23 protein-coding genes and 1 tRNA gene are annotated in these 25780 nt (G+C 68.3%); 5 read left to right on the plus strand and 19 right to left on the minus strand.

Annotated elements, in window-relative coordinates:
* Window positions 1–75 precede the first annotated feature (75 nt).
* The 4 genes from pedF to J2X37_RS04315 all read left to right on the plus strand — a co-directional run bounded on the left by pedF (window position 76) and on the right by J2X37_RS04315 (window position 4060).
* Window positions 76–519, plus strand: a complete 444-nt coding sequence (gene pedF, locus J2X37_RS04300; protein ID WP_310018206.1) for a cytochrome c-550 PedF — start codon at window positions 76–78, stop codon at window positions 517–519.
* 8 nt (window positions 520–527) lie between these two features.
* On the plus strand, window positions 528–1421 hold the full coding sequence (locus J2X37_RS04305; RefSeq protein WP_310019489.1) for a transporter substrate-binding domain-containing protein: 894 nt from the start codon (window positions 528–530) through the stop codon (window positions 1419–1421).
* A 126-nt stretch (window positions 1422–1547) separates the two neighbouring features.
* Window positions 1548–3299 (plus strand): methanol/ethanol family PQQ-dependent dehydrogenase, encoded by a 1752-nt coding sequence (locus J2X37_RS04310; protein ID WP_310018209.1) that lies wholly within the window; start codon window positions 1548–1550, stop codon window positions 3297–3299.
* 98 nt (window positions 3300–3397) lie between these two features.
* Window positions 3398–4060: a response regulator transcription factor gene (locus J2X37_RS04315; protein WP_310018211.1), complete on the plus strand. Its 663-nt coding sequence runs from the start codon at window positions 3398–3400 to the stop codon at window positions 4058–4060.
* Here the strand turns inward: J2X37_RS04315 and J2X37_RS04320 are convergent.
* The 5 genes from J2X37_RS04320 to adh form a co-directional block, all read right to left on the minus strand.
* A complete protein-coding gene (locus J2X37_RS04320) occupies window positions 4050–4562 on the minus strand; it encodes a hypothetical protein (RefSeq protein WP_310018213.1) in 513 nt (170 codons plus the stop codon). The two genes, J2X37_RS04315 and J2X37_RS04320, sit on opposite strands and share 11 nt — an antisense overlap.
* A gap of 153 nt (window positions 4563–4715) precedes the next feature.
* Window positions 4716–6947 (minus strand): ATP-binding protein, encoded by a 2232-nt coding sequence (locus J2X37_RS04325; RefSeq protein WP_310018215.1) that lies wholly within the window; start codon window positions 6945–6947, stop codon window positions 4716–4718.
* Window positions 6944–8083: an FIST N-terminal domain-containing protein gene (locus J2X37_RS04330; protein ID WP_310019493.1), complete on the minus strand. Its 1140-nt coding sequence runs from the start codon at window positions 8081–8083 to the stop codon at window positions 6944–6946. Before J2X37_RS04330 ends, J2X37_RS04325 begins: the two co-directional genes overlap by 4 nt.
* 224 nt (window positions 8084–8307) lie before the next feature.
* Window positions 8308–8712, minus strand: coding sequence for a DUF779 domain-containing protein (locus J2X37_RS04335; RefSeq protein WP_310018217.1), 405 nt, complete (start codon window positions 8710–8712; stop codon window positions 8308–8310).
* A 151-nt stretch (window positions 8713–8863) separates the two neighbouring features.
* Entirely contained in the window at window positions 8864–10384 is a 1521-nt protein-coding gene (gene adh, locus J2X37_RS04340) for an aldehyde dehydrogenase (RefSeq protein WP_310018219.1), read from the minus strand.
* 215 nt (window positions 10385–10599) lie between these two features.
* Here adh and J2X37_RS04345 point away from each other — a divergent pair, with 215 nt between their 5' ends.
* Entirely contained in the window at window positions 10600–11331 is a 732-nt protein-coding gene (locus J2X37_RS04345) for a hypothetical protein (RefSeq protein ID WP_310018222.1), read from the plus strand.
* 9 nt (window positions 11332–11340) lie between these two features.
* On the opposite strand, the gene J2X37_RS04350 is transcribed toward J2X37_RS04345, so the two are convergent.
* The 14 genes from J2X37_RS04350 to J2X37_RS04415 form a co-directional block, all read right to left on the minus strand.
* Window positions 11341–12594 (minus strand): adenosylmethionine--8-amino-7-oxononanoate transaminase, encoded by a 1254-nt coding sequence (locus tag J2X37_RS04350; protein WP_310018224.1) that lies wholly within the window; start codon window positions 12592–12594, stop codon window positions 11341–11343.
* Window positions 12591–13220, minus strand: a complete 630-nt coding sequence (gene bioD, locus J2X37_RS04355) for a dethiobiotin synthase (protein WP_310018226.1) — start codon at window positions 13218–13220, stop codon at window positions 12591–12593. The genes J2X37_RS04350 and bioD overlap by 4 nt, the downstream gene beginning before the upstream one ends.
* Window positions 13217–13981 carry a methyltransferase domain-containing protein gene (locus J2X37_RS04360; protein ID WP_310018228.1) on the minus strand — a complete coding sequence of 255 codons (765 nt, stop codon included), beginning with the start codon at window positions 13979–13981 and terminating at the stop codon, window positions 13217–13219. Before J2X37_RS04360 ends, bioD begins: the two co-directional genes overlap by 4 nt.
* Window positions 13978–14619: an alpha/beta fold hydrolase gene (locus tag J2X37_RS04365; protein ID WP_310018230.1), complete on the minus strand. Its 642-nt coding sequence runs from the start codon at window positions 14617–14619 to the stop codon at window positions 13978–13980. The genes J2X37_RS04360 and J2X37_RS04365 overlap by 4 nt, the downstream gene beginning before the upstream one ends.
* Window positions 14616–15788: an 8-amino-7-oxononanoate synthase gene (locus J2X37_RS04370; RefSeq protein WP_310018232.1), complete on the minus strand. Its 1173-nt coding sequence runs from the start codon at window positions 15786–15788 to the stop codon at window positions 14616–14618. Before J2X37_RS04370 ends, J2X37_RS04365 begins: the two co-directional genes overlap by 4 nt.
* Before the next feature lie 300 nt (window positions 15789–16088).
* Window positions 16089–16934, minus strand: a complete 846-nt coding sequence (locus tag J2X37_RS04375; RefSeq protein ID WP_310018234.1) for a CoA ester lyase — start codon at window positions 16932–16934, stop codon at window positions 16089–16091.
* A gap of 361 nt (window positions 16935–17295) precedes the next feature.
* Window positions 17296–17371: transfer RNA gene (locus J2X37_RS04380), tRNA-Ala, on the minus strand.
* A 96-nt stretch (window positions 17372–17467) separates the two neighbouring features.
* Window positions 17468–18304 (minus strand): hypothetical protein, encoded by an 837-nt coding sequence (locus tag J2X37_RS04385; protein ID WP_310018236.1) that lies wholly within the window; start codon window positions 18302–18304, stop codon window positions 17468–17470.
* A gap of 255 nt (window positions 18305–18559) precedes the next feature.
* Window positions 18560–19318: a Bax inhibitor-1/YccA family protein gene (locus J2X37_RS04390; protein ID WP_310018238.1), complete on the minus strand. Its 759-nt coding sequence runs from the start codon at window positions 19316–19318 to the stop codon at window positions 18560–18562.
* A gap of 175 nt (window positions 19319–19493) precedes the next feature.
* On the minus strand, window positions 19494–20312 hold the full coding sequence (proC, locus tag J2X37_RS04395) for a pyrroline-5-carboxylate reductase (protein ID WP_310018240.1): 819 nt from the start codon (window positions 20310–20312) through the stop codon (window positions 19494–19496).
* Entirely contained in the window at window positions 20312–20815 is a 504-nt protein-coding gene (locus J2X37_RS04400; protein ID WP_310018242.1) for a YbjN domain-containing protein, read from the minus strand. Before J2X37_RS04400 ends, proC begins: the two co-directional genes overlap by 1 nt.
* Before the next feature lie 183 nt (window positions 20816–20998).
* Entirely contained in the window at window positions 20999–21829 is an 831-nt protein-coding gene (locus tag J2X37_RS04405) for a hypothetical protein (RefSeq protein WP_310018244.1), read from the minus strand.
* A gap of 19 nt (window positions 21830–21848) precedes the next feature.
* Window positions 21849–23354 carry a cell division protein FtsZ gene (gene ftsZ / locus J2X37_RS04410; RefSeq protein WP_310018246.1) on the minus strand — a complete coding sequence of 502 codons (1506 nt, stop codon included), beginning with the start codon at window positions 23352–23354 and terminating at the stop codon, window positions 21849–21851.
* 288 nt (window positions 23355–23642) lie between these two features.
* A complete protein-coding gene (locus tag J2X37_RS04415; RefSeq protein WP_310018248.1) occupies window positions 23643–25763 on the minus strand; it encodes a TonB-dependent receptor in 2121 nt (706 codons plus the stop codon).
* Window positions 25764–25780: the final 17 nt, after the last annotated feature.

Consider the following 25780-nt stretch of genomic DNA (forward strand, 5'->3'; position numbering starts at 1 on the left):
GGGCCCTATACCATGATGCCAAGCAGGGGGCGTGCCTGTCCCGTCCCCCGGGGTCGCAGAACGAGGATGCCAGACATGTCGAAATTCGCCAGCCGCGTGGCGCTTGGTGCCATGACCATTGCCTTTGCCGGTCTCGCCGGTTCGCAACTGCTTGCCCACGGCGACGTGACGCCGCAGGCGGTCGACACCTCGGCGCTGCCCGATATCGAGGGCGGGAACGACGTCTGGCTGGCGAAGAACCCCTATTCGGGCAATGCGAAGGCGATCGAGATCGGCACTTCGGCCTATGCCCAGAACTGCGCGCGCTGCCACGGGCTGCAGGCGATCTCGGGCGGCATCGCGCCGGATCTTCGCTACCTCGAACTGGGCGAAAGCGGCGACGAATGGTTCATCGAACGCTACCAGCACGGATCGAGCCACGACGGCAAGGTCTACATGCCGCCCTTCGGCGACGTGCTGGGACAGAAGGCCGGCTGGGCGATCCGCGCCTACGTCGAATCCCTCCACACGGACGATTGACGGTGGCGATCGGGCGCAGGTCCTTCATCGGCGCGCTCATCGGCTTTGCCGGAACGAGCCTTGCCGGAGCGGGCGTCGGGGCGCTGGCCCTGCCCCGCATCGCGTCTGCCGCCCCGCTGGCCGCCGTGCGCGAACGCGGCGTGCTGCGCGTCGGGCTTTACGACAACAACCGCCCGTGGTCCTGGGACGAGGGCGGCAGGGTCATGGGCATCGACGCCGACATCGCCCGCGCGGTGGCGCAAACCTTCGGGGTCAGCGCCGACCTGGCGCTGTTCCCGGCGGACGAGGAAGTGTCGGACGACTTGCGCAACGTGGTCTGGCGCGGCGGGCTCCTGGGCTTTCGCAAGTGCGACGTGATGATGCACGTTCCGTTCGATCGGACGTTCGCGGCGCAGCAGGACCAGGTCGCGATCCTTGCCCCCTATTACCATGAAAGCTTCGGCGCGGCCTGTGCGCCCGGCATGACCGAATGCGAAGGCATGCCGACCGAGTTTCGAGGGCGGCGGCTGGCAGCCGAACTCGATTCGATCCCCGATTTCTACCTGATCGGCAGCTTCGGCGGAATTCTGCGCAAGGATGTCGCGCATTTCACCAGCGGCTACGACGCGGTCGCCGCGGTCAAGTCGGGCGAGGCCGACCTGGCCGTTGCCACCAGAGCGCAGATCGAGGCGGCCATCGCGACCGCGCCGGGCGACAAGGCCCGGGCGCGCAAGGGGCCGCTTCCCGCCATGCTCTCGCCCGGATGGGACGTGGGCATCGCGGTCGACGAAGCGAGCCGCACGCTCGGCTTCGCGATGGAGGAGGAAATGGACGCGATGATGGCGGACGGGCGAATGAAGACGATCTTCGCCGCGCACGGCGTCGCCTGGCGGCCCGCGCAGGCGGCAGCGCCCGCGGCCTGACGCCCTCGTCCTAAGGTGCAATTGCCGGTCGGCGGGGCGGCCCTACTCTCGGGAACATCAAGGATTGCCAACGGGACGCGCAACGCGCCCGACGAACACGACTTCGATCGAACGAAGGAGGGAAGGATGAAGGGGCGTTTCAAGATTCTGGCCGCGACGCTGGCGGCATCGTGCGTGGCGGCGGGCGTACCGGCGCAGGCCGACAACCACGGCGGCCCGACGATGGCCGACCTGATGAACGATGCGGAAACCACCGGCGACGTGCTGACCTACGGCATGGGCCCGTGGCAGCAGCGCTATTCGAAGCTGAACAAGATCAACACCGGAACCGTCAAGAAGCTGGTCCCCGCCTTCGCCGCCTCGCTCGGCGGGGAAAAGCAGCGCGGGCAGGAAGCGCAGCCGCTGGTGCACGACGGCACGATATACGTTACCGGTTCCTATTCGCGGCTCTTCGCCTTCGACGCGAAGACCGGCGAGAAGAAGTGGGAATACAACGCCCGCCTGCCCGACGGCATCATGCCCTGCTGCGACGTGGTCAACCGCGGCGCGGCGATCCACGGCGACAAGGTCGTCTTCGCCACGCTCGACGCGCATCTCGTCGCGCTGAACAAGGATACCGGCAAGGTGGTCTGGAACAAGCAGATCGGCGACTACAAGGCCGGCTATTCGGCCACCGCTGCGCCGATCATCGTCAAGGACATGGTCATCACCGGCAATTCGGGCGGCGAATTCGGCGTGGTCGGCGCGGTCCAGGCGCGCGACGTCAACACCGGCGAGCTGATCTGGGACCGCCCGACGATCGAGGGGCACACCGGCACTTTGCGCGGCAAGCCCAACGGCGTGACCGGCAAGACCAACGCGACGTGGCAGGGCGACCTGTGGAAGACCGGCGGCGGCGCGACATGGCTGGGCGGCACTTACGATCCGGGCACCAACCTCGTCTATTTCGGCACCGGCAACCCGGCCCCGTGGAACAGCCATCTGCGCCCCGGCGACAACCTCTACACCAGCTCCACCGTGGCGATCGACGCCGACACCGGCGTCATCAAGTGGCACTACCAGACCACGCCGCACGACGGCTGGGACTTCGATGGCGTGAACGAGTTCATCCCCTTCGACGCGACGATCAAGGGCAAGCCGATGAAGCTGGGCGCGAAGGCCGACCGCAATGGCTATTTCTACGTCCTCGACCGCACCAACGGGAAGTTCATCTCGGCCAGCAAGTTCGTCATGCAGACGACCTGGGCCGACGGCATCGACCCCAAGACGGGTCGGCCCAATTTCGTCGCGGCGAACCGCCCCGGCGCGCCGGAGGCGGCGGAAAAGGGCAAGAGCGTCTTTGCCAGCCCGTCCTTCCTCGGCGGCAAGAACTGGATGCCGATGGCCTACAGCCAGGATACCGGCCTGTTCTACATCCCCTCGAACGACTGGGGCATGGACATCTGGAACGAACCGATCGCCTACAAGAAGGGCGCGGCCTACCTCGGCGCGGGCTTCACCATCAAGCCGATCGCCGACGATCACATCGGCGCCCTGCGCGCGATGGATCCGAAGACCGGCAAGATCGTGTGGGAATACAAGAACCCGGCCCCGCTGTGGGGCGGCGTCCTGACCACCGGCGGCAACCTCGTCTTCACCGGCACGCCCGAAGGCTATCTCAAGGCCTTCGACGCGAAGACCGGCGAGGAACTGTGGAAGTTCCAGACCGGATCGGGCGTGGTCGGTTCGCCGATCACCTGGGAGGATGGCGGAGAGCAGTATGTCGCCGTCATGTCCGGCTGGGGCGGCGCGGTTCCGCTGTGGGGCGGCGAGGTTGCCAAGACCTTCAAGGAAATCAGCCAGGGCGGCTCGCTCTGGGTGTTCAAGCTCTCCAGCTGAGAAAGGCGCGGGCGGCCTTTCACGATCCCCCCGGCGTGACGGGCCGCCCCCGACCGGCTATGAACCACCTCGCAACCGACTTCCTCCCTCAGAGGCCCATGATGAACGAGGTTCCCGCACCCGAGCGCGTGCTCATCGTCGACGACCACTCGCTGGTGCGCGACGGGTTGCGCTCGATCCTCGAGATCAGCTTCCCGGATTGCGACATCCTCGAGGCGGACAGCTTCGAGCAGGCACTGGAAGAACTGCAACAGGCGGACGAGGTCGATCTCGTCCTGCTCGATCTCAACATCCCCGACGTCAATCGCCTGTCGGGCCTGAAGCAGCTGCGTGCCGATTTCCCCAGCACCCCGGTGGTCATGGTGACCGGCGTGTCGGACCCCGTCATCATGCGCGACGCGCTGGCCGCAGGCGCAGCGGGGTTTGTGCCCAAGTCGCTGAAGCGCCAGGCCATCGTCGATGCGCTGCGCCAGGTGCTGTCGGGCGAGATCTACCTGCCCGATCTCGAGACCAGCGAAAGCGACGATGCCCGCATGCGCGAGGACGAGGAGATCCGCGCCCGCATCGACAGCCTCACCCCGCAGCAGAGAATCGTTCTCGGCCACCTCGTCGCCGGGCTGCTCAACAAGCAGATTGCGCACGAACTGGACGTGTCGATGACGACGGTAAAGGCGCACGTCTCTGCCATCCTGCAAAAGATGAACGTCTTCTCGCGCACGCAGGCGGTGATCATGGCCAACCGGGTCGGCTTTACCGACTGACGAGAGAGCTACCATCCATCGACGCTACCGCGTCGCCTTTGGCCATTCCGCTCTCGGCAGAGACCGGCCTTGCGCCCCTGACCGGCCTGTCGCGCGTCCAGCCGGCCACGACGTAGCCGTCCTGCGTCAGGCACTCTTCCATCGCCGTGCGGATCCGCTTTTCCTTGCGCCCGCGATCGCCGCGCGAAATGCCCCAGACGATGCCGAGCACCGGCAGGGCGACGACCGCCACGGTGCCGGCCACCGCCGCCCCGCCCCAGCTTGCGCTGCCCGCGGTCATCCCGCCCGCCGCCGCCGATCCGGTCCCGGTCGCGACTTTCGTCGCCGTCGCCTTGCCGCCAAGGCCCGCGGTCCTCGCGCGGCAGGATGCCAGCGACGCCTCGTAGGCGTCCCGTTCCTGCGGCGCGGCCGCCAGTGTCGGCGTGAAGGACCGCGGCCTGGTCGAGCAGCCGCCCAACACCAAGGCCAGCGCCGCCACCGATGCGATCGTCCCCCTGTTCATCACCCTTGCTCCGCCCCACGAAAAGGCGACCCGGCCGCATGACTACGCGCGGGTCGCCCATGCGGTGAGGTGCAGCAGGCGGCAGGCGTGGGGACCGCCCAGTTGCAGGCACGTGCGTCCCTGATGCACCGCGTGGCGCAACCGCGATGCGGATCAGCCGGTCAGTTCCAGCTTGCGCAGCAGTGCCCGCAACTGCGCGGGCTTCACCGGCTTGGTCAGCACCGGCAGGTCCTGCGCGGCGAGGCTCTGCTTGACCTCGTCGGTGCGGTCGGCGGTGATGATGATCGCGGGAAGTTCGCCCGAGGCGCCGCCATCGGCATGGCGCCGGCGCAGCCGGGCCACCGCCTCGTCGCCGAGCAGGTCGTCGTCGAGGTGGTAGTCGGCGATGAGCAGACCGGTGCCGCGCTCCACGCTCGCCACCACTTGCGGATCGTCGGGATGGCTGCCGGTGACGACTTCCAGCCCCCAGTTCTCCAGCAGCACGCGCATGCCCTGCTGGACCTGCGCGTCGTTGTCGACGACGGTGACGGTGCCGCCGGTGCGCGGCAGGCGGCGGGCCTCGCGGCTTGCCTCCTCGCGCAGGGCCGCCGGCTCCGCGCGCGGCACGCGGATGGTGAAGGTGCTGCCCCGGTCGGGCACCGAATCGAGCGTGATCTCGTGCCCCAGCATGGCACTCGCCCGGCGCACGATGGCCAGCCCCAGCCCCTTGCCCGGCGTCTTGCTGGTCTTCTTCAGGCGGCGAAATTCCTCGAAGATCTCCTCGCGCATGTCGTCGTCGATGCCGACGCCGGTATCGCTCACCGCGATCAGCACGTCGCCGCCCTGCACGTGCGCTCGCACTCGCACCCCGCCCTCGCCGGTATAGCGGATCGCGTTCGACACGAAGTTCTGCAGGATGCGGCGCAAGAGGCGCATGTCGCTCGCCACCCAGAGCCCCGTTTCGGGAACGTCGAAGGCCAGCCCGCTCTTGCGCGCCAGCGGGCCGAACTCGATGCGCAGCGCCGACAGGATGCGGTCCAGCGCCAGCGGCTGCACCTCGGGCTGGATCGCGCCCGCGTCGAGCCGGCTGATCTCCAGCAGCGCCTCGAGCAGTTCCTCGACCGAATCGAGCGCCACCGCGCTCTGCCGCACCAGTCCCCGATTGGTCGTCGCCAGCCGCCGCTCGGCCAGCGCCGACACGAAAAGGCGCGCGGCGTTGAGCGGCTGCAGGAGATCGTGGCTGGCCGCGGCGATGAAGCTGGTCTTGGACCGGTTGGCGTGCTCCGCCTCGTTCTTGGCGGCGACCAGCTGGCGGTTCACCTCGACCAGTTCGGCGGTGCGTTCCCTGACCCGCTTTTCCAGCGTCTCGGCCTGTTCGGTCAGGCTGCGCTGGAAACGGATGCGGTCGGTCACATCGTCGAAGGCATAGGCCATGCCGCCGCCCGCCAGCGAGACCGAGCGGATGACGAACTGCCGCTCGCCCATCGAGCAATCGGTGCTGATCCTCGGCCCCTGTTCGCTGCGCCAGGCGATGGCCTGCGGCAGGTCGAGCCCGCGCCGCAGCGTGCACCATTCGTGCAGCCGTTCGTGCGTGCCGATCGCCTCGTGCAGGTCGTCGGCAATGCCGAGCATCCGGACCAGCGGCTCGTTCCACGCGATCAGCCGGCGTTCGGTGTCGAACAGGCACGCGCCTTCCGACAGGGTGTCGAGCGAGGCCTGCAGCGCCAGGTTGCGGCTGGCCAGTTCCTTCGCGCGCTGGCGCGCGTCCTCGGCTTTGACCGTGGTGATGTCGGTGTAGATGCCGACCGTCCCGCCCTCGCTTGTGCGCAGTTCGTTGATCTGCAGCCAGCGCCCGTCGGTCAGGAGCTGGACGTGCGCGCCCGATGCCTCGCGGTGGCGGGCGACACGCTCGCGCACCCAGCGTTCGGGCGCGATCTGCGAGCCGACGGTGCTGCCGCTGCGGGCCAGCCGTTCGGCGAGGTCGGAAAAGGTCGTCGCCTCGTCCAGCCCGCCGCGAAACTCGGGGAAGATGTTGAGGAACCCCTCGTTGTGCATGATCAGCCGGTCTTCGGCGTCGAAGATCGCGAAGCCGTCGGACAGGCTTTCGACCGCATCGCGCAGGCGCGCGCGGGCGGCATCGGTGGCCTCGTGCGCGGCGGACAGCCGGACGTTGGCGTCGGCCAGCTTCTCCAGGGTGGTTTCCAGCTCGTTGGTGCGATCGCGGACCATCGTCTCGAGCGCGATGGCGGTCTCGAACATCGAGTAGGAGCCGTCCATGTCCGCCGATCGCTCGACCCGGTCGATCAGCGCCTCGTTGATCTTCTCCAGCCGCCGGACGCGTTCGCGCAGCGCCGCGATCTCCGCATCGCGCGCGGCGTTGTCTGACGGGATTTCGAGCGCGCTCATCCCCGCCCCAGCGCCAGCCCGGTGAAGGTCTGGTTGACATGGGCCGAACGGAACTGCTCGCCATAGGTGTTGAACCCGACCACCCGCGACCGGCGGTAGAGGTCGGCGATGGCGCGGCCCAGTTGCCGTCTTTCACCGTCCATGCGGTTGAGCACGCAATCGAAGGCGATGACATGGTCGAGTTCGCCGACCTTGCGCTCCGCCTCGGCCAGGGTCTGCGCCATGCCGCCGATCCAGTCCTTGGGCTCGCCGATGGTCATCACCACGCCTCGGTCGATCGCGCAGTAGAAGGTCAGGCTGCCGTCCGGATTGACCGACTGGATCGAGCGGACGTGATAGGCCCCGCCGGTGCGCACCATCAGCGGGTGGGTCGCGAAATAGCCGGGGTCGAGCACCGCGCCCGGTTCGCCCACCAGCCGCATGTATTCCTCCGCCGCGGGGGCGGCGTTGATTTCGTAAACGGTGCGGGTCTCGGCATCGGCTTCGGTAATCACCATCCGCTGCGCGCCGGGGCTGTAGTGATTTTCGGAAAAGACGTGGATCGGGCGGGAGGAGGACAGCAGCCCGATCACTGCGGCGTCGCGCTGGAAGCGTCCGTCGACGAAGACCCCCGTCTCCTTGAAGGCGAGACCGTCACCGCTCGATCCGCCGATGAGGTCGATGTCGGCCAGCGCCTCCTGCGCGGTCATCGTCAGCAGTTCCTCGCGGTGCGACAGTCCGTCGACGAGGAAGATCGCCACGTGCGACAGGTTTTCGCCCAGCCGCGCGCCCGCCGCGCCGCGCGCTTCGGCCGAAAGCTGGCGCACCGCCTGGCGCGCGCCTTCCGGATCGAACCCGTCGAGATCGCGGAAGGTCAGGAGCTTCAGGTGATAGGCGCAGGCGGGGAAGCCGACGAAGACGATAGTGTCGCTGGCGTAGCCCTCCGTCCCCACCTCGCCCGCGCTGGTGCAGCCGAACAGCGGCTGTCCCGGCATCAGGCCGCACAGCGCCTGGGCGAGATCCTCGCGGTCGTAGCGATGCGAACAGAACACCAGCCCGCCCGCCAGCGGCACGCCGGCGATGGCCGAGGCGATGCGGGCAACGGCGGCGGCAGGATCGGCGGAATCGGTCGATACGACGACGAGCCCGTCGGACAAGGCTTCGGGCGGCCCGGCTGCCCGGTCGCCTGCTGGCCCGGTATTGGGGCGGTCGCACTCCGCGTGATCACTGGCGACTTGATCCAACGCCCTCTCCTCGATTGCCGCCGGTCAGTCGCCCCGCCTTCCTAAGAACGGGCGGGGTGCTGCCGGTCGTTGTTCGTGCCGCGATCCTAGCCGGTCACCGCCAGCGGGCCAAGCACGCCATCGTCGGCGCGGCGGCTTCAGACCTCCACTTCGTCGCCGCGCGGTGGTTCGCCCGCGGCCGCCAGCGCGGCGACCTCGGCATCGGAAAAAACCCGGCTGCGGACGATGAAGCGCACGCCTTCGGGCGCCTCCAGGCTCATGCCCGAACCGCGTCCGGGCACAACGTCGATGGTGACCTGGGTATGGCGCCAGTATTCGAACTGCGCCGCGCCGATCCAGACCGGGGTGTCGCTGGCAAGGATGCCCAGCAACACGTCCTGCGCGCCCACGCGGAACTCGCCTCGCGCAAAGCACATCGGCGCCGAACCGTCGCAGCATCCGCCCGACTGGTGGAACATCAGCGGGCCGTGCGCCGCGCGCAGCCGGGCTATCCAGCCCTCCGCCTCCGGCGTGGCGAGGATGCGGGCGGGCACATCGCTCATCGTGCCGATCCCGCCCGCAGACGCGCACGCGCCAAGGCCGGAACGGGCCGAAGCCCGCCCCGACCCGGGATGGCCCCGACCCCGTTCCGGCACCCGAGAGTGTCGCGCCGGCAGGATCGGGGCGGGAGGAGGTCCGCCCCGGCGACCGACATCAGAAGAAGCCGAGCGCCTTCGGGCTGTAGCTGACCAGCATGTTCTTGGTCTGCTGGTAGTGGTCGAGCATCATCCGGTGGTTTTCGCGCCCGATGCCCGACTGCTTGTACCCGCCGAACGCGGCATGGGCCGGATAGGCGTGGTAGCAGTTGGTCCACACCCGCCCGGCCTGGATCGCGCGGCCAAAGCGGTAGCAGGTGTTCATGTCGCGGCTCCACACGCCGGCGCCCAGGCCATAGAGCGTGTCATTGGCGATCGAGAGCGCCTCCTCGTCGGACCCGAACTTGGTCACCGACAGGACCGGGCCGAAGATCTCCTCCTGGAAGATGCGCATTTTGTTGTGCCCTTCGAGCACGGTGGGCTGGACGTAGTAGCCTTCGGCCAGTTCGCCTTCGTGCACCTTGCGACCGCCGCCGGTCAGCACCTTGGCGCCTTCGTCCCTGCCGATGCCGATGTACGAGAGGATCTTTTCGAGCTGGTCGTTCGACGCCTGCGCGCCGATCATCGTGGCGGGGTCGAGCGGGCTGCCCATCCTGATCGCCTCGACCCGCGCGATCGCCTTTTCCATGAACCGGTCGTAGATCGATTCGTGGACCAGCGCGCGGCTGGGGCAGGTGCAGACCTCGCCCTGGTTCAGCGCGAACATGGCAAAACCCTCGAGCGCCTTGTCGAGGAAGTCGTCATCCTCGCGCATCACGTCGGCGAAGAAGATGTTCGGGCTCTTGCCGCCCAGTTCCAGAGTGCAGGGGATGAGGTTCTCGCTCGCGTACTGCATGATCAGGCGGCCGGTCGTCGTTTCGCCGGTGAAGGCGATCTTGGCGATGCGCTTGTTCGACGCCAGCGGCTTGCCCGCCTCCACGCCGAAGCCGTTGACGATGTTGAGCACGCCGTCGGGCAGCAGGTCGCCGATCAGTTCGGTCAGGACCATGATCGACATTGGCGTCTGTTCGGCGGGCTTCAGCACCACGCAGTTGCCGGCGGCGAGCGCGGGGGCCAGTTTCCACACCGCCATCAGCAGCGGGAAGTTCCACGGGATGATCTGGCCGACCACGCCGAGCGGTTCGTGAAAGTGATAGGCGATCGTGTCATGGTCGATTTCCGAGATCGAGCCTTCCTGCGCGCGCAGGCAACCCGCGAAATAGCGGAAGTGGTCGATGCCCAGCGGCAAGTCCGCCGCGGTCGTCTCGCGGATCGGCTTGCCGTTGTCGATCGTCTCGACCAGCGCCAGCATGTCGAGGTTGTCCTCCATGCGCTGGGCGATCCGGTTGAGGATGTTGGCGCGCTCGGTGCTCGACGTGCGGCCCCAGGCGTCCTTCGCCTTGTGCGCGGCGTCGAGCGCCAGTTCGATGTCCTCCGCCGTGCCGCGCGCGACCTGGCAGACCGGCTTGCCGGTGACCGGGGAGATATTGTCGAAATACTGGCCGCGGACCGGGGCGACCCACTGGCCGCCGATGAAATTGTCGAACCGGTCGCGGATGAGCGACTGGCCGCTGAACTTGCTGAGCGCCTGTTCGAGCATGGTGGATTCTCCTCTCGCCAAATCTGTCGAGGGGCAATCTGCGCGCAAGGCTGGCGCTCGCCAATTATACCTTGGGTCGCCCCGTTCCCGACTGGTTCCCAAAGGCTGCGCCTGCCTGAACGTACCGGTTTGTATCGGTTCATCTGCGCGACAGGTCGCGGTCCATAGCCGGCAGGGCGGGGAATAAAGGGACAGATTTTTTGACAGGTGTATCGATGGCGACCCCAGTTTCCCGCGGACTGCTTCGCGTGCTCATGATCGGCCTTGCCGCAACCGCGATGGCGCCGCCCGCGCTGGCACAGAGCCGGGGTTGGGGCCAAGGACCGGGTGCCGCGGGCGGGCCGTGGATGGAACCGATGATGGACGGTCCGCGCAGCGCCGGGCGCGATGTCGCACCGGACCCGCGCGAAGGGCGGGTGGAAGTGAGCCGCTTCGTCATGGCCGATGCGGGCGTGCTGCTCGACCCCGGTCCGATGCGCATCGTCTCGCTGCCCGGCGGCACCGACGATGCCGCGACCCGCGCAGTCTACGAAGCGGCGCTGGTCGATCAGCTCGTGCGGGCCGGATTCGATACGCTGTCGCCGGCGCCCGCCGACGGCCGCGTGCTGGAGATGCGGATCGTGCGCGACGTTTTGGTTCCTGCCGAGGGGAAGAAGAGGCCGGTCAGCGGCACGGCCACCGTGGGCGTGTCGAACCGCGGCTCAATGATGGGCATGGCCGTCAACGTCGACCTGTCCGATCCGAAGACGGCGCTGATCGGCACCCGGCTCGAACTGCACTTGCGCGCAGGAGCCGACGGCCCGGTCCTGTGGGAAGGCCATGCCACGCTCGCCAGTCGCGACCGTGACGACGAATGGGGCGAGGCGGCGATCGCCAGCCGCCTTGCCGCGGCGTTGTTCGAAGGGTTCCCGGCCCATGCCGAGCTGGTGCCCGCCCCGATGCGCTGACGCGGCCGGTCAGAGCCGCGCGATCGCGACCCCGATCGCGGCATAGACCTCGTCCAGCGTGGCCCGGTCGATGCAGTAGGGCGGCATGACGTAGATCGTGTCGCCCAGCGGTCGCAGCAGCACGTTCGCATCGCGAAACATGGCGAGCAGGCGCGGCGCGATGTCGGCCATGTAGCCCTCTCCCTCGCCCACCTCGAACGCGGCGATGGTGCCGCACTGGCGCGCGTTGCGGATCCGGTGGGCACCTGCCAGCGCGGCGAGGCTTTCGCGCTGCATCGCGGCCAGCGCGTCGATCCGCGCGGCCACCGGTTCCTCGCGCCAGATGGCAAGGTTCGCCGCCGCCGCGGCGCAGGCGATGGGATTGGCGGTGTAGCTCGACGAATGGAAGAACATCCGCGCCCGGTCGGTCGACCAGTGCGCCTCGAAGATCGGCTCGCTGGCCATCGTGACGGCCAGCGGCATGGCTCCGCCGGTCAGCCCCTTCGACAGGCACAGGATGTCGGGCACCACCCCCGCCTGTTCGCAGGCGAGCAGCGTGCCGGTGCGGCCCCAGCCGGTCATGACCTCGTCGGCGATGAAGAGCGTTCCCGATGCCGCGCAGATCGCACGCATCTCGGCCAGCACGGCGGGCGGATACATCTTCATGCCACCCGCGCCCAGCACGAGCGGTTCGACCACGAAGGCGGCGGCGTCGCGGCAGGCGGCCGCCAGCGCATCGTAGGTCGCCTGCTCCTGCCCCTGTTCGGGAAACGGCACCCGCGTGACGTCGAACAGCAACGGTTCGTAAGCGCGATTGAAGACGCCGCGCTCGCCCACCGACATCGTGCCGATGGTGTCGCCGTGATAGCTGTGTTCCATGACGACGATGCGATGCCGCGGCTCGCCCCCGGCGTCGGCGCGGGCCAGCCAGTAGCCGAGCGCCATCTTCAGCGCGACCTCGACGCTGGTCGACCCGGAATCGGAAAAGAACACCCGGGTCAGCGTATCGGGCACCATGGCGCGCAGGCCCTGCGCCAACGTTTCCGCCGGTTCGTGGGTCCAGCCCGCGAAGATGACCTGGTCGAGCCGCCCGGTCTGGTCGCGGATCGCCTGCATGATGCGGGGATGGGCATGGCCATGCGTCGTCACCCACCACGACGAGATCGCGTCGATCACTCGCCGTCCGTCGGCGGTATGCAGGAACGCGCCCTCGCCCCGTTCCACCAGGGGGATCGGCTCCTGCAAGCCGTGCTGGGTGAAGGGGTGCCATACGGGCGAGGTCATGCGGTGAAGTCCGCAAGGTCGAAGCCGGCGGCGAAGGCGGCGGCAAGGCTCGCGCGGTCCAGCGGATCGACGCGCGGCAGGCGGCCAAGACGCTTCACGCCGGCGATGGCGCAGATGGTCGCCTCGCTATCCTCCACCGCGTCGCCGACGAAGGCGATGCCGAGGATCGGCACCCCGCGCGCGCGCAGCGCCTCTATGGACAGCAGCGAATGGTTGATCGTGCCGAGCGCCGTGCGCGCCACGAGCACGACCGGCAGGCCCCAGCGGGCGAACTGGTCGGCGTAGAGCCACTGCCGGTTGATCGGCACCAGCACGCCGCCTGCGCCTTCGATGACCATCGGGCCTTCGACCTGCGGCACGGCGAGGTCTTCCGGCGCGATCCGCACGCCTTCGATCTCCGCCGCGACGTGGGGCGAAGCGGGCGTCGCGAGGTCGTAGGCAGACGGCAGCGTCGGTGCCCCGGCCAGTTCGGCCACCCGGTCGCTGTCGCCGCGTCCCAGTTCGTCGCGCCCCGCCTGCACCGGCTTCCAGTAGGTCGCGCCCAGCGCGCGGGTGAGCGCGGCGGCGAAGATCGTCTTGCCGATGTCTGTGTCGGTCCCGGTGACGACGATCCGCGGCGCGCTCATTCCGATCTTCCGTAATGGCCGGTGACGACCTCGTACGTGACCGCACAGCCGCCGGCCTCGAACGCGGCCATGATCCGCCGCATCGCTGCCGGACCCAAGGCGCGATGACCGGCGGCAGGGGTGTGCGCGCCGATCGCCCGCAGCGCGCGCAGGAAGGACAGCGCGCTGTCATGTTGCTCGATCACCGGCTCGATCGCGGCGGCGATGCGGTGTTCCGGCAAGGCGGCGGCCAGCCGATCTGCCTCGGCAAAGGGCGGCGTGCCCGGCGTTGCCCCGACCGCGTCATGCGCCGCGCGCCATTCGGCAAAGCTGCCCGCGCCCAGGGTCGAGAACAGGCAATGCCCGCCCGGCGCCAGTGCCGCGATCATGCGGGCCAGCGCCGTAGCCTGGTCGTCAAACCACTGCATGGCGAGGCTGGAACAGATCAGATCGTAGCCGCCATCGGCCGCGATGCCGTATTCCCCGTCGAGCACCGCGAAACCACGTCCCGGCGCGTCGCCGACATGTGACCGGCAGCGCTCCACCATGGCGGGGGAGATGTCGGTGACGAGCCATTCGCCGGCCAGCCCGCGTTCGACCAGCGCGCGCGTCAAAAAGCCGGTGCCGCAGCCGATCTCGAGCACGCGCGGGCGGGCGGGCAGGTCAAGCGCGGCGATGCGGTCGGCCAGGTTTTCCGCGACCTGCCGCTGCACGCGGGCGTGCCTTGCGTAGCCGTCGGCACCGGCGAAGGCGCGCTCGATACGGCGGCGATGGGCGTTCATCGCACCCGCTCCGCCATGGCGCGCACCGCGTCGGCGCAGGCGTCGGGATGGGTCAGCGGCAGCAGGTGCCCGCCGTCCGCGATCGTGCGCCGCTCTATCCGTGCCGCCTCGGCAAGGACCACGTCGCGCATCGCCGGTGGCAGGACCGGATCGAGCGCGCCTTGCAGCGACAGGACCGGCGCGGCCAGACGGCCTGCCTCCGCCCGAAGGTCGTCGTGGCGAAGGGCGCGAAGGTCCCTTTCCAGCGCCTCACCGACGATCCCGCCCGCCGGCTCCTCGGTTCCGCAACGGGCGCGGAAATCGGCGAGCGTGCGCGCCGCATCCTCGGCAAGGCGCGCCTGCATCCGCTCGATCACGCGCACCGGCACGCCCGGCGTTTCGGGCGCGGCGGCAAAGCGATCGAAGCCGTTCACGGCGACAAGTCCGATGCAGCGGGCCGGAACATCGGCCAGCAGGCGCATCGTGCCGAAGCTGTGCGCCACCGCCAGCACCGGGCCTTCGGGCATCGCATCGCCCACCGCGCCGAAATAGCCGCGCTCGGCAAAGGCCATCGGATAGCCGTCGAGCCGCGCCGCGACATCGCGCCAGACGGTGAAATCGAAACCCCAGCCGTGGAGGAAAAGCAGCGTCGGCCTCATGCCTTCGGTCCGATCGCGGCGACGAGGGCGTCGATGTCAGCCTCCTCGTGCGTACTGCGCAGCGCGATCCGCAGGCGGCTGGTTCCGGCAGGCACGGTGGGTGGGCGGATGGCCCCGGCGATCATCCCGGCTTCGGCCAGCCGGTCGGCGAGCGCCATCGTCAGCGCCGCATCGCCGACGATGGCGGGGACGATCTGCGTCGTCGATCCCGCGACGTCGTAGCCCGCACCGGTCAGCCCGCGCCGCAGCCTGTCGCCCAGCGCGGCGAGCTTCGCACGCTCCGCGTCCATGCGCGGCACCAGGTCCAGCGCCGCGTCGATCGCGCCGAGCACGGCGGGCGGCAGGGCGGTGGCGTAGATGAAGCCGCCGCAAGCGTTGATCAGCCAGTCGACCAGCAGCCGCGACCCTGCGACATAGGCACCGAAGCTGCCGAGCGCCTTGCTGAAGGTGCCCATGGCGATGTCGACCCCGCCCGGCACAATCGAGGCAAGACCCGCCCCGCCCGGCCCCAGGACGCCGGTGGCATGCGCCTCGTCGACATAGAGCACGGCATCGCGTGCGCGCGCGATTTGCGCAAGGCGAACCAGGTCGGCCCGGTCGCCGTCCATGCTGAACACGCTTTCGGTCAGGATCAGCCGCGCCGGGGCATCGGCATGACGGGCCAGCAAGGCGTCGAGCGCGTCGAGATCGTTGTGCGCAAACCGGTGCTGCCGCACCCCCGCCGCCGCGCACCCGGTATGCATCGAATTGTGGTTGAGCCGGTCGGCAAAGACTTCCGCCCCCGGCATCGCCGCGAGCAGTGCAGGGATCACCGCCGCGTTTGCCTGCCAGCCGGAGCCAAGGATCAGCGCCGCTTCCGTCCCCTTGAACGCCGCGATCCGCGCCTCGAGTTCGAGCACCGCTTCGTGCGTGCCGGTGACGAGACGCGAGGCGCCCGATCCCGCGCCCAGCCGCGCCGCCCACTCCCGCGCCCGATCGACCAGCAGGGGATGTTGCGCCAGGCCCAGGTAGTCGTTGCTGGAAAAGTCGATGCACGTGCGCCTGTCGCGCGCGATGCGCCCGCCCGGCAGAAGCGCGGCGGGGCGAAGGGTGCGACGCAAGCCGACCTCGGCACGCTTGTCCAGCGCGCGCGTCAGGAACGGTGCCAGAAGGTCCGGGCGTTGCGTCATCGGGGCGCTTCTTGCCCTTTTCGCGAAGGACCGCAAGGCAGGGGTTTCCGTCATTGGCCACCATCACCGTCCGCGATCCGGCGAAGATGCCGGGCGCCATGTCGCCGGGCCCGCGCATGTCCGGATCGGCGCCGCGCGCGGGGGACCGCAATGCGGCGCCCACGCGAAGACCGCCCCCACCATCATGCGGATCGAGGACGTCGTCAGGCCAACCGCATGGTCCCCGACTCCTCGCGGCTGGCGTCTAGACTTGCCCGATTTTGCAGCGCAGGATCCGGGAACTGCCCGTCGGTGGCAGGTTCAATCCTGATCCGAACGCGCGAGAAGGGCCTGCGCCATTTTCAGATGCGGCGCATCGATCATCTTGCCATCGAGCTGCAACGCGCCGACCCCGGGATTGTCGGCGAATGCCGCGACCACCCGGCGGGCATGCTCCAGCGCAGCGGCCGAGGGCGTGAAGGCCGCGTTGATCACGGGAACCTGCGAGGGATGGATCGCCATCATCCCGGTGAACCCGTCACGCGCGCCGCGCGACGCATAGGCTCTCAAAGCTGCGAGATCGTGGATCGAGGGAAACACCGTCTCGATCGCTGCGACCCCGGCGGCATGGGCGCCGAACAGGGTCAGGGACCGGGCCAGCTCGTAAGGAGGCGTGAAGGAACCGTCCTCCTCGCGGGACGTGACCGCGCCGACCGATGACGGGAGATCTTCGGCGCCCCAGGTCAATCCGGCGAGATGGCTGCCGCAACCCGCATAACTGCCGAGGCCGAAGACGGCCCTCGGCGTTTCGGTCGCGATCGGCAGGATCGGTATGCGAACATCCGCAGGAAGAAGCGCGAGAAGCGCCTCGACGGTATGGCTCCCCTCGCATTTCGGAAGCACCAGTCCATCCGGCCCGGCCGGTACGATCTGCGCGATGTCGTCGGCTGCAAATTCCCCGTCGAGCGGATTGATGCGCACGAACAGTTTCGGCCCGCCGGAAGAAGACTTCAGGACGCTCGCGATATTTTCTCGCGCCACTTGCTTGTTCTGGGCAGCGACCGAGTCCTCGAGATCGAGGATCAAGGCATCAGCAGCCAACCCTTGCGCCTTGGCGATGCGGTCGGCCCTGTCGCCGGGCACGAACAGAAGCGATCTCAGCCTCATGCAACCTTCCCCAGTAAGAATGATCCTCGAGCAGGAGGGCCGTCATCCCACTGCTCGACCGACCCTTGTCGAAATCCCACCACACCGCAAGCGGGATCAACTGCGAGAGTTCGGAGCCTTTACCCGGTTCATTTCGCGCAAGCCAAAATGACCGTCCTCGGCATGCCAGGTTGTGAGACCCGAAACGCTGTCCGATCCAGTGGGCAGAGCGTGTATCTGGCGGCGACGATACAGGCGAGCCGGCATAGCTGCCAAGCCGCGCCACGACACATGCCTCACCCATTACAAGATGCGCCAAACAGAGCGAGTTCTGGGGAGCTGTCTTGCGCGGTCTCACTTCGACCCAAAACGCGCGAGGGGATGGTGGAGCCGAGGGGAATCGAACCCCTGACCTCGTCATTGCGAACGACGCGCTCTCCCAACTGAGCTACGGCCCCGTTCCATCCGGTGCCCGGCAGTCCGGGCGAGGCGCGCAATTAGCAGCGGACGCGCGCGAGTCAAAGGGTAAAATCGCGATTTCCCGCGCAGAATGTTCAGGATCCCGCCGGGATGCTTCCGGCCCCCGCGACAGGCGTTGCGGAGCCGGTCACCGCCGGGTTCGGAACCGGAGAGACGACGGGCGCACCGGGGCCGTAGGGCACGTCCGCCGAGGGCGCCAGCGGGTTCGCCACGGGCCGCCGATAGGGCACACCGTAGGTCGCCAGATAGCTCGCGTCCCAAGCCGTGGCGGCAACGCGATAGGCCTCGTACTCGTTGAAGAAGGCCAGATAGACCGCCTCGAGCTGCGGCAGCAGATTGGCCGCCGCGACATCGAGCCCACCGGCCGGCACCGTGGTGAGCGCAGTGCTGACGTTGAAGGCCGCGTCGCAAAAGCGCGGCAGGACCGGCGGCATCGCGAAATAGTTGTAGACCTGCGTCATGTACCGGTCGCGCACGTCCTTAAAGCCGGGGCCGTATTTCTGGCGGAACTCGCTGTCGAGCGCGCGGTTCGTCGCGGACAGTTCGCGAGCGTGGGTCTTGAGAAAGGCGCCGTAGTTCGCCGCCATGCTGGCATGGCCCGCATCCTGGCAGTTGAGAGCGGCGACGTTGTAGGCGGAACGCAGGTTCCAGACGGTCTGCGCCGCGGTCAGGCCGGTGTTCACCGTTTGGCGCACGCCCAGAGCGTTGACCGCGGGAACCAACAGGTTCTCCTGCGCGAAACCGGGGGCGACGGGCCGGGCGGGGAACGCCTGGACCACCGGCGGCGGGGGCGGCGGCGGGGCGGGCGGCGGCGGCGGGGTACAACCCGACAGCGTCGCGATGCCCACGACGGCACAGGTCTGCACGATCTTCACGATTTTCGACGCCACGAAACCGGCCCTCTTTCCCATGATCCAAGCTTTCCGGGCACTGTGCATGATCGCTGCTTGCGGCAGGATTAAGACGCGCACCGGATGTGCAGGGCGATTCATGCCCTCCCCAGGCCAGCGGTGCACCCGGCTCTCTCGATCCGTCCACAGCCAATTCGCCCGGCCGCGCGAATTCTGCGGTAAAATCAACGCTCTGCCCCAAACGCGAAACGCCCGGCGCGGGGTGACCCGGCCGGGCGTCGTCAGTTTGCGGGCATCAGGTCCGCAGAATTAGCGTCAGTCGCGCTGACCCATGAAGTGCAGCAGGAACTGGAACATGTTGATGAAGTCCAGGTACAGCGTCAGCGCGCCCAGGATCACCGCCTTGCCCATGAACTGGGTGCCGGCAAGATGGAAGTACTGCGCTTTCAGCCGCTGCGTGTCATAGGCGGTCAGGCCCGCGAAGATCAGCACGCCCAGGAAGCTCACCGCCCAGGCGAGGGCCGAGCTCTGCAGGAAGATGTTGATGACCGACGCGATGATGAGACCGATCACGCCCATGATCAGGAAGCTGCCGAAGCCCGAGAGATCCTTCTTGGTCGTGTAGCCGAACAGCGAGAGGCCGGCAAAGGCACCCGCCGCCGCGAAGAACGTGGCCGCGATCGACGCGCCGGTATAGACGAGGAAGATAGTCGACAGGCTCATGCCCATCAGGACCGCAAAGCCCCAGAACATGATCTGCAGCGTGCCCTGCGAGAAGCGGTTGGCGCCGAAGCTCATCGCGAAGACGATCGCGAGCGGCGACAGCACGACCAGCCACATCAGCGGCGAGCCGACCAGCGACGCGGTCATCCCGCTTGCGGCCATGGCCATCGCCACGATGCCGGTGAGCAGCACGCCCGACGCCATGTAGTTGTAAATCGAAAGCATGTACTTGCGCAGGCCCGCATCGTAGCCGGCCCGCGTGCTCGGCACGCTCGGATTCAGGCCCGGAGCAGCGCCGAAGCCACCGCGCGCCTCTGCGCGAGTGGACTGGGGGTCGTTCCAGTTTGCCATGTCTTCAAAAGCTCCTTCGATGGCCCTCAGGAAGGTGGGGCCGTCTTGTGGCAATATCGCAACGGTGCGCCGCGATTACAAGGAAAACCGGACATCGGTAAAACGGGGCCAAACGCTTCGTTTCAAAGGAAAACAAGGCGTTAAGCAGTGTCGCAAATTGTATCAGGTCGCCCCGTCAGGACCGTTCGCGCGCGTCTGCCGACATCGCGGCGCTGCGGTCCACGGCATCGCTCAGGGTGTCGGTGACGAGCGCCAGCAACCGGTCTTCGGCATCGAGCGTGCGCAATCCCGCCTCGGTCACGCCGCCCGGCGAAGCGACCCGGCGGGCGAGTTCGGCGGGGTCGTGCTCGCTCGTCATGGCCAGCGCCGTCGCCCCGTCGACCGTCGCCTTAGCCAGCCGCTGCGCCTGCTCGGCGGGAAGACCCAGCCGCGTCGCCGCCATGCCCAGCGCATCGATGAAGCGATAGACGAACGCCGGCCCCGACCCGGCCAGCGCGGTGACGAGATCGAAGCGATCCTCGCCGATCCACTCCCCCTGCCCCAGCGGGGCGATCAGAGCATCGACCATCGCGGTCTGCGCGGGCGAAAGCCCATCCCCCGCCAGCGCGACCGGCGACTTGCCGAGCGCCGCCGAGAGATTGGGCATGACCCGAACGACAGCGCCGGCGCGCGGAAACCGCGCCGACAGCGTGGCGAGTTCGACCCCGGCGAGAATCGACAGGAGGACGGTGGCGGGGCCCAGCACCGCCTCGATCACCGGCGCGGCAGCGGCCAGGCCCTGGGGCTTTATCGCCAGCAGAACCGCGTCGAACGTCTCGCCCGCGTCGAGATCGCCCATGTCGCGCAGCAGCCGCACGCCTTCGGGCACCGCCTCGACATAGGGATCGACGACCGTGAAACCCGATGGCGCCATGCCGCCGCGCAGCCAGCCGGCCAGCATCGCGCCGCCCATGTTGCCGCAACCGATCAGCAGGACGCGCGCGGGCAGGCTCATCACGCCTCTCCCGCCGCGTCGATCAGGGCGCCGGCCAGCGCCTCTGCCGGGCTGCGCCCGCCCCACATCACGAACTGGAACGCGGGATAGAACCGGTCGCATTCCTCCACCGCGTGTTCGACGGCCATCTGCGCCTGGCTGATCGACAGCAGGCCGTCGTCGCCGAGCATCAGGCCGTGGCGATAGAGCAGCACCGAGCCGGAGGACCACAAATCGAAATGGCCGAGCCAGAGCTGTTCGTTGACGAGGCTCATCAGCTCGAACATCTGGGTGCGCTTGTCGTCGGACACGCGCACTTCGGGCAGGCAGAGAAGCTGGAGCACGTTGTCCTCTCGCCGCCAGATCGCGCGCAGCTGGTACTTGGCCCAGGCGCCCTGGACCTCGCCCGAAACCTCGTCCTCGCCGATCAGTTCGTAGGGCCAGCCGCGCGCCTCGAACAGCGACACCAGCATGTCGACCGGTGCGGCATCGTCGTCGCGTTCCTCGTGCCTGTCCGTCCTCATGCCCGCCTGTCCGTCGTTGTCGTCACTGATCCGCGACCTTCATGAATCGAGCGGGCCGGTTTGCACAATCCGCGCTTCGGACAGCGGTGGGCATAAGTCGACAGGCTTGTTCATGGCTTGTGGACAAGCGCTGGGCCGGCGGTGAATTCGCCGCGGAAAGGCCGCCCGCCAACCCGGCGCGGATCAGCGGCGATTGCGATCGTCACGGCTGGCGGGCGGCGCCGGAGTGGACGCGGCCTGTGCCGCAAGGGCGGACAAATCGGGGAAGATTCCAAGGTTTGCCGCCGCCGCCTGCTGCGCCCGGCTGAGCAGCGGCATCGCGTCCATGTAGGGGCCGAGCTGCGCCGCGAGGTCGGCGGGCAGGGTCTGCTGCAGCACCTTGCGCGCCTCCTGCGGCTTGCGGTCGATGGCCAGCATGAAGGCATGGGTCCGCCAAGCGCCCCGGTCCTGCACGTTGAGCAGGGGGCGAAGCATCGCCGCCCCGGTTGCCGCATCGCCGCTGATCGCGAGCGACAGGGCATAGCGGCGCAGCACTTCGTCGTCCGGCGACTGGCGATGGGCCATCGCGTAGTAGTACTGCGCCGAGGGCTGGTCGCCGATGAGATCGTACCCGAGCGCCCGATCGGCGGCAAAGGCGCTTTCGGCCACGCCCGCCTTGTCGGCCTGCTCGAACAGGGCCAGGCCTTCGCGCGCCCGGCCGCGATGGATCTCGATTCCGCCGCGCGCCGCCATGATCATCGCATCCCTGGGCGCGAGCTGCTGCGCGCGCAGCGCATAGGCGGCGGCGATGTCGATCATGCCGAGCCGCATCGCCGCCTGCACCGCATCGCGCAGCGCGGAGAGATCGCCGGCATTGCGGCCCAGCCGCGTGCGCGCGTCCTGCAAGGCACGCTCGTTGGCGTCGGGCGTGCTGCGCAAGGCCTGCGCCCCGGCCGGCAGCGGCGCGGCGAGAAGGCAGGCCAGCGAAAACGCCGCCGCGAACTGGGCGGCAAAACCCGGTCGGCGACGGCGCATCATGTCACGCAGAAGTGTCTCAGCGATTGTGTCGACCCAGGAAGCGCGGGATGTTCAGCGCCGCCCCGTCGTCATCGTCGTCCCGGCGATTGTCTTCGGGCGCGGGCTGGCGCGACAGGCTGGTCATGCGTTCGAACAGCGTGCTGCCGCCCGCGGCCGGACGGGCCTGGGGCGCGGCGGCGGGCTGCGCGACCGGCGCGGCGGCGCCCTGCGCGGGCACGTCGTTCGCACCCGGCGTCAGCGTCGGGTGCCAGCCGGTAGCGGCGCGCTGCGGCGCAGCCTCGAAATCGTCGCCGAGCAGCAGTTCGTCGCCGCGCGGCACGGTCGGCGCCGCAGCGGGGGCCGGTTCGATCTCCTCGGCAAGGTCGAGCGAGAGGTCGAGCGGTTCGTCCGCCGGATCGGCCTGGGGCGGGGTCGCGCCGTAGCCCTGCGGCACGCGGGGCGCTTCGGCGGCGGGTGCCTGCACCGGGGCGGCAGGAGCCATGCCCAGGCGCATCGGGGCGCGGCCCGAACCCATCGAGAAACCCTGCGAGACCGGCGCGGCCTGCACGCTTTCCGCCGACTGGTCGATGCCGGTGGCGACGACCGAGACGCGGATCTTGCCGGCAAGGTCGGGGTTGAAGGCCGAACCCCAGATGATGTTGGCGTCGGGGTCGACCAGTTCGCGGATGTGGTTCGCGGCCTCGTCCACTTCCATCAGGCGCATGTCCTCGCCGCCGATGATGGAGACGATGACGCCCTTGGCGCCGGCCATCGACACGCCGTCGAGCAGCGGGTTGGCGATCGCCTTTTCGGCGGCTTCGAGCGCGCGGTTCTCGCCCTCGGCCTCGCCGGTGCCCATCATGGCCTTGCCCATTTCGCCCATCACCGAGCGCACGTCGGCGAAGTCGAGATTGATGAGGCCGGGCATGACCATCAGGTCGGTGATCGAGCGGACGCCCTGTTGCAGCACCTCGTCGGCGAGCGCGAAGGCTTCCTTGAAGGTGGTGTCGGGGCTGGCGACCAGGAACAGGTTCTGGTTCGGGATGACGATCAGGGTGTCGACGTGCTTCTGCAGCTCCTCGATCCCCGCCTCGGCGCTGCGCATGCGGCGCGAGCCTTCGAACATGAAGGGCTTGGTCACGACGCCGACGGTCAGCACGCCCTTTTCGCGCGCCGCCTTGGCGATGACCGGGGCCGCGCCGGTCCCGGTGCCGCCGCCCATGCCGGCGGCGATGAAGCACATGTGGACGCCTTCGAGCATCCGGTCGATCTCGTGCAGCGTCTCTTCCGCCGCCGCCTTGCCGACTTCGGGCCGCGAGCCCGCGCCGAGGCCCTGCGTGATTTCCGGGCCGAGCTGGATGCGGTCTTCGGCGATCGAGTTGTTGAGGGCCTGCGCGTCGGTGTTCGACACGACGAAATCGACCCCTTCGATCTCTGCCCGGATCATGTTGGCGATGGCGTTGCCACCGGCCCCGCCGACACCGATCACGGTGATGCGCGGGCGCAGTTCCTCGACTGCCGGTGGACCGATATTGATGCTCATGAACGTCTCCGCAAAATCGCTGCGTCCAGCGTGCCCCTACTTTAACCACTTTGTGCCACAGAACGAATCGGCGGAGCAAAGGCTTTGCGGCGATTGTGCACACCTGTCGTCGGGTTTTGGCACCGGTGCGACGACACGCCGCCGCCTCGGCACCGGCAAAGCCTTGGCGGCATCGATACCGGGACGCGGATTTTCCCGGCATGAACGGGCGGTTGGGCACGAACGGGCGGCAGGGCCCGGAAGGTGTCATCCGCACCCGCCGGGCCGCCGTTCTTCAGGCCGGTATCGTCAGAACGAGTAGCGGGCCGTCGCCAGCCAGGTCCGCGGTTCGATGATGAAGCGCGGCTGGATGACCGAGAAGCCGAAGCCGGTTTGCCAGCCTTCCTCCTGGGTCAGGTTCTTGCCCGCCACCTGCAGGTTCCACGGACCCGTCTCGTAGCCGAGGTAGGCGTTGAGGCTTTCCTGCGGTTCGATCAGGCCGATCGCGGCGTTGTCGGGCGTCGAGTAATAGCCGTCGCGCTTGCCGTAGTCACCGCCCAGCTTCACTTCGCCCCCGCCGAGGACGAAGCGATAGTCGACGCCGACGGTGAACGAATAGTCGGGCAGCGAGGGCGGGGCGTTGTTGATCAGCGAGGCGTTCTCGACACTGGCGTCGGTGTACTTGCCGTCGTTGAGCGCGGCGTTGCCCCAGATCTGGAGGCCCTGCACCGGGCGCCAGGCCAGTTCTGCCTCGATCCCCTGGATCCTGACGTCGTAGTTCTCGACCAGGAAGCCGCCGTCGCCGAGGCTGATCGGCTGCTGGCGGTCGACGATGTCGTTCCAGAAAACGGTGAGGCCGAAGCGGACGGTGCGCCCGATGTCGCCCTTGATGCCGACTTCGTAGGCCTTGGTGATCTGCGGCTTGAACGCCACGGCAAGCTGCGCGGCGGTGGAGGCAAGACCGTTGTAGCCGCCGGCCTTGAATCCTTCGCTGTAGGATGCGTAGAGGAGGACGTCGGGGGTCAGCTTGTAGTTGACGCCGAGCTTGGGGGTGAACTTCTTCCAGCTGTCGTCGCTCACCGCAGGCACGCCGCCGATCGTCGCGTCGAGGCTCTTGTCCTCCTTCGTGTAACGACCGCCGGCGACGACCGACAGCGCGTCGGTGAGGTTGACGGTTGCCTGGCCATAGGCGGCCCAGGCGTCGGTCTTGGCACCGAACACCGTTTTCGAAGGCGCGAAGAAGATCGTCGAATCGATGTCCTGGCCCGCGCTTTCGTGGAAGTAGAACAGGCCCGCGACGTAATCGACGATAGAGGCCGAGCCTGCGGCCTGCAGTTCCTGCGTGAACTGCCACTGGTCGGACACCGCGCCCCGCTCGAACAGGGCGTAATAGGCGTCGGGATCGATGCCAGGGATGAACGCGATGTACGATCCGGGCACCCCGCCCGAGAAGTCGATAAACCAGGAATCGTCGAGATCGGAGTAGCCGGTGATCGACTTGAGCGTCCCGCCGCCGAAATCGTAGGCGAGGTTCAGCGACGAGCCCCACTGCTTCACCTTGGTCGAGGACATGTCGGGCGACAGCACCGTCCGGTAGTCGCCGGAGATCGGGACGATCTCGCCGCTCTCGACCGTCGTGTTGCTGGCGAACAGGCCGTCGCTCTCGAGGTCGAGGTAGAAGACGTTGAGCCGCGCGGTCAGCGCCTCGCCCTTGTAGCCGAGGTCGAACTGGCCGCCGGCAAAGTCCTCCTCGCCCACCTTGCGGTCGAGCGTCGCGTTGTACCACTTGCCGCCGTCACGCCCGCGGATCATGCCGTTCAGCGAAAAGGCCCAGTCGCCGCTCGCGCTCAGCGGCACGGAGACGTAGCCCTTCAGCCGCCGCTCGTTCCACGAACCGTAGCCCGCCTGCACCGTGCCGGTCAGGTGGTCGGCCGGGGCCTTGGTGATGATATTGATTGCGCCGGCGGAGGAATTGCGACCGTAAAGCACGCCCTGCGGCCCGCGCAGCACCTCGATCCGCTCGATCTCGGCAAAGTCGACGAGCGCGGCCTGAAGCCGCGAGTTGTAGACGTCGTTGGTATAGAGCGCGACTTCGGATTCCGAGAGGACGAAGGCGCTGTCGGTCACCCCGCCGCCGCGGATGAAGGCCTTCAGCCCCGCCGAGCCGCCGGTCACGCCGTCGAGCTTCACGTTGGGCGACAGCCGCTGGATGTCGAGCGGGGCGGTGATCTGGCGGGTCTCGATCTCCTCGGCGGTGATCGCGGTCACGCTGACCGGCACGTCCTGCAGCCGCTGGTCGGTGCGCTGGGCGGTGACGACGATGTCGCCGAAGCCGTATTCCTCCTCGCCGCCATCCTGGGCAAACGCGGTGGCGGGCATGACGGCAATGGTGCAGGCGAGCAGCAGCGAACGGCACTTGGTGGTGTTCATGGGACCTCCCTTTGGTC

It is taken from the genome of Croceicoccus sp. BE223, assembly GCF_031457155.1.
Taxonomy (GTDB): Bacteria; Pseudomonadota; Alphaproteobacteria; order Sphingomonadales; family Sphingomonadaceae; genus Croceicoccus.

Bases quoted from the DNA above. Each gene is read 5' to 3' on its own strand.
- pedF (WP_310018206.1), top strand. From the start codon at position 76: ATGTCGAAATTCGCCAGCCGCGTGGCGCTTGGTGCCATGACCATTGCC.
- J2X37_RS04310 (WP_310018209.1), top strand. From the start codon at position 1,548: ATGAAGGGGCGTTTCAAGATTCTGGCCGCGACGCTGGCGGCATCGTGC.
- J2X37_RS04315 (WP_310018211.1), top strand. From the start codon at position 3,398: ATGATGAACGAGGTTCCCGCACCCGAGCGCGTGCTCATCGTCGACGAC.
- J2X37_RS04320 (WP_310018213.1), bottom strand. From the start codon at position 4,562: ATGAACAGGGGGACGATCGCATCGGTGGCGGCGCTGGCCTTGGTGTTG.
- J2X37_RS04325 (WP_310018215.1), bottom strand. From the start codon at position 6,947: ATGAGCGCGCTCGAAATCCCGTCAGACAACGCCGCGCGCGATGCGGAG.
- J2X37_RS04335 (WP_310018217.1), bottom strand. From the start codon at position 8,712: ATGAGCGATGTGCCCGCCCGCATCCTCGCCACGCCGGAGGCGGAGGGC.
- adh (WP_310018219.1), bottom strand. From the start codon at position 10,384: ATGCTCGAACAGGCGCTCAGCAAGTTCAGCGGCCAGTCGCTCATCCGC.
- J2X37_RS04345 (WP_310018222.1), top strand. From the start codon at position 10,600: ATGGCGACCCCAGTTTCCCGCGGACTGCTTCGCGTGCTCATGATCGGC.
- J2X37_RS04350 (WP_310018224.1), bottom strand. From the start codon at position 12,594: ATGACCTCGCCCGTATGGCACCCCTTCACCCAGCACGGCTTGCAGGAG.
- bioD (WP_310018226.1), bottom strand. From the start codon at position 13,220: ATGAGCGCGCCGCGGATCGTCGTCACCGGGACCGACACAGACATCGGC.
- J2X37_RS04360 (WP_310018228.1), bottom strand. From the start codon at position 13,981: ATGAACGCCCATCGCCGCCGTATCGAGCGCGCCTTCGCCGGTGCCGAC.
- J2X37_RS04365 (WP_310018230.1), bottom strand. From the start codon at position 14,619: ATGAGGCCGACGCTGCTTTTCCTCCACGGCTGGGGTTTCGATTTCACC.
- J2X37_RS04370 (WP_310018232.1), bottom strand. From the start codon at position 15,788: ATGACGCAACGCCCGGACCTTCTGGCACCGTTCCTGACGCGCGCGCTG.
- J2X37_RS04375 (WP_310018234.1), bottom strand. From the start codon at position 16,934: ATGAGGCTGAGATCGCTTCTGTTCGTGCCCGGCGACAGGGCCGACCGC.
- J2X37_RS04385 (WP_310018236.1), bottom strand. From the start codon at position 18,304: ATGGGAAAGAGGGCCGGTTTCGTGGCGTCGAAAATCGTGAAGATCGTG.
- J2X37_RS04390 (WP_310018238.1), bottom strand. From the start codon at position 19,318: ATGGCAAACTGGAACGACCCCCAGTCCACTCGCGCAGAGGCGCGCGGT.
- proC (WP_310018240.1), bottom strand. From the start codon at position 20,312: ATGAGCCTGCCCGCGCGCGTCCTGCTGATCGGTTGCGGCAACATGGGC.
- J2X37_RS04400 (WP_310018242.1), bottom strand. From the start codon at position 20,815: ATGAGGACGGACAGGCACGAGGAACGCGACGACGATGCCGCACCGGTC.
- J2X37_RS04405 (WP_310018244.1), bottom strand. From the start codon at position 21,829: ATGCGCCGTCGCCGACCGGGTTTTGCCGCCCAGTTCGCGGCGGCGTTT.
- ftsZ (WP_310018246.1), bottom strand. From the start codon at position 23,354: ATGAGCATCAATATCGGTCCACCGGCAGTCGAGGAACTGCGCCCGCGC.
- J2X37_RS04415 (WP_310018248.1), bottom strand. From the start codon at position 25,763: ATGAACACCACCAAGTGCCGTTCGCTGCTGCTCGCCTGCACCATTGCC.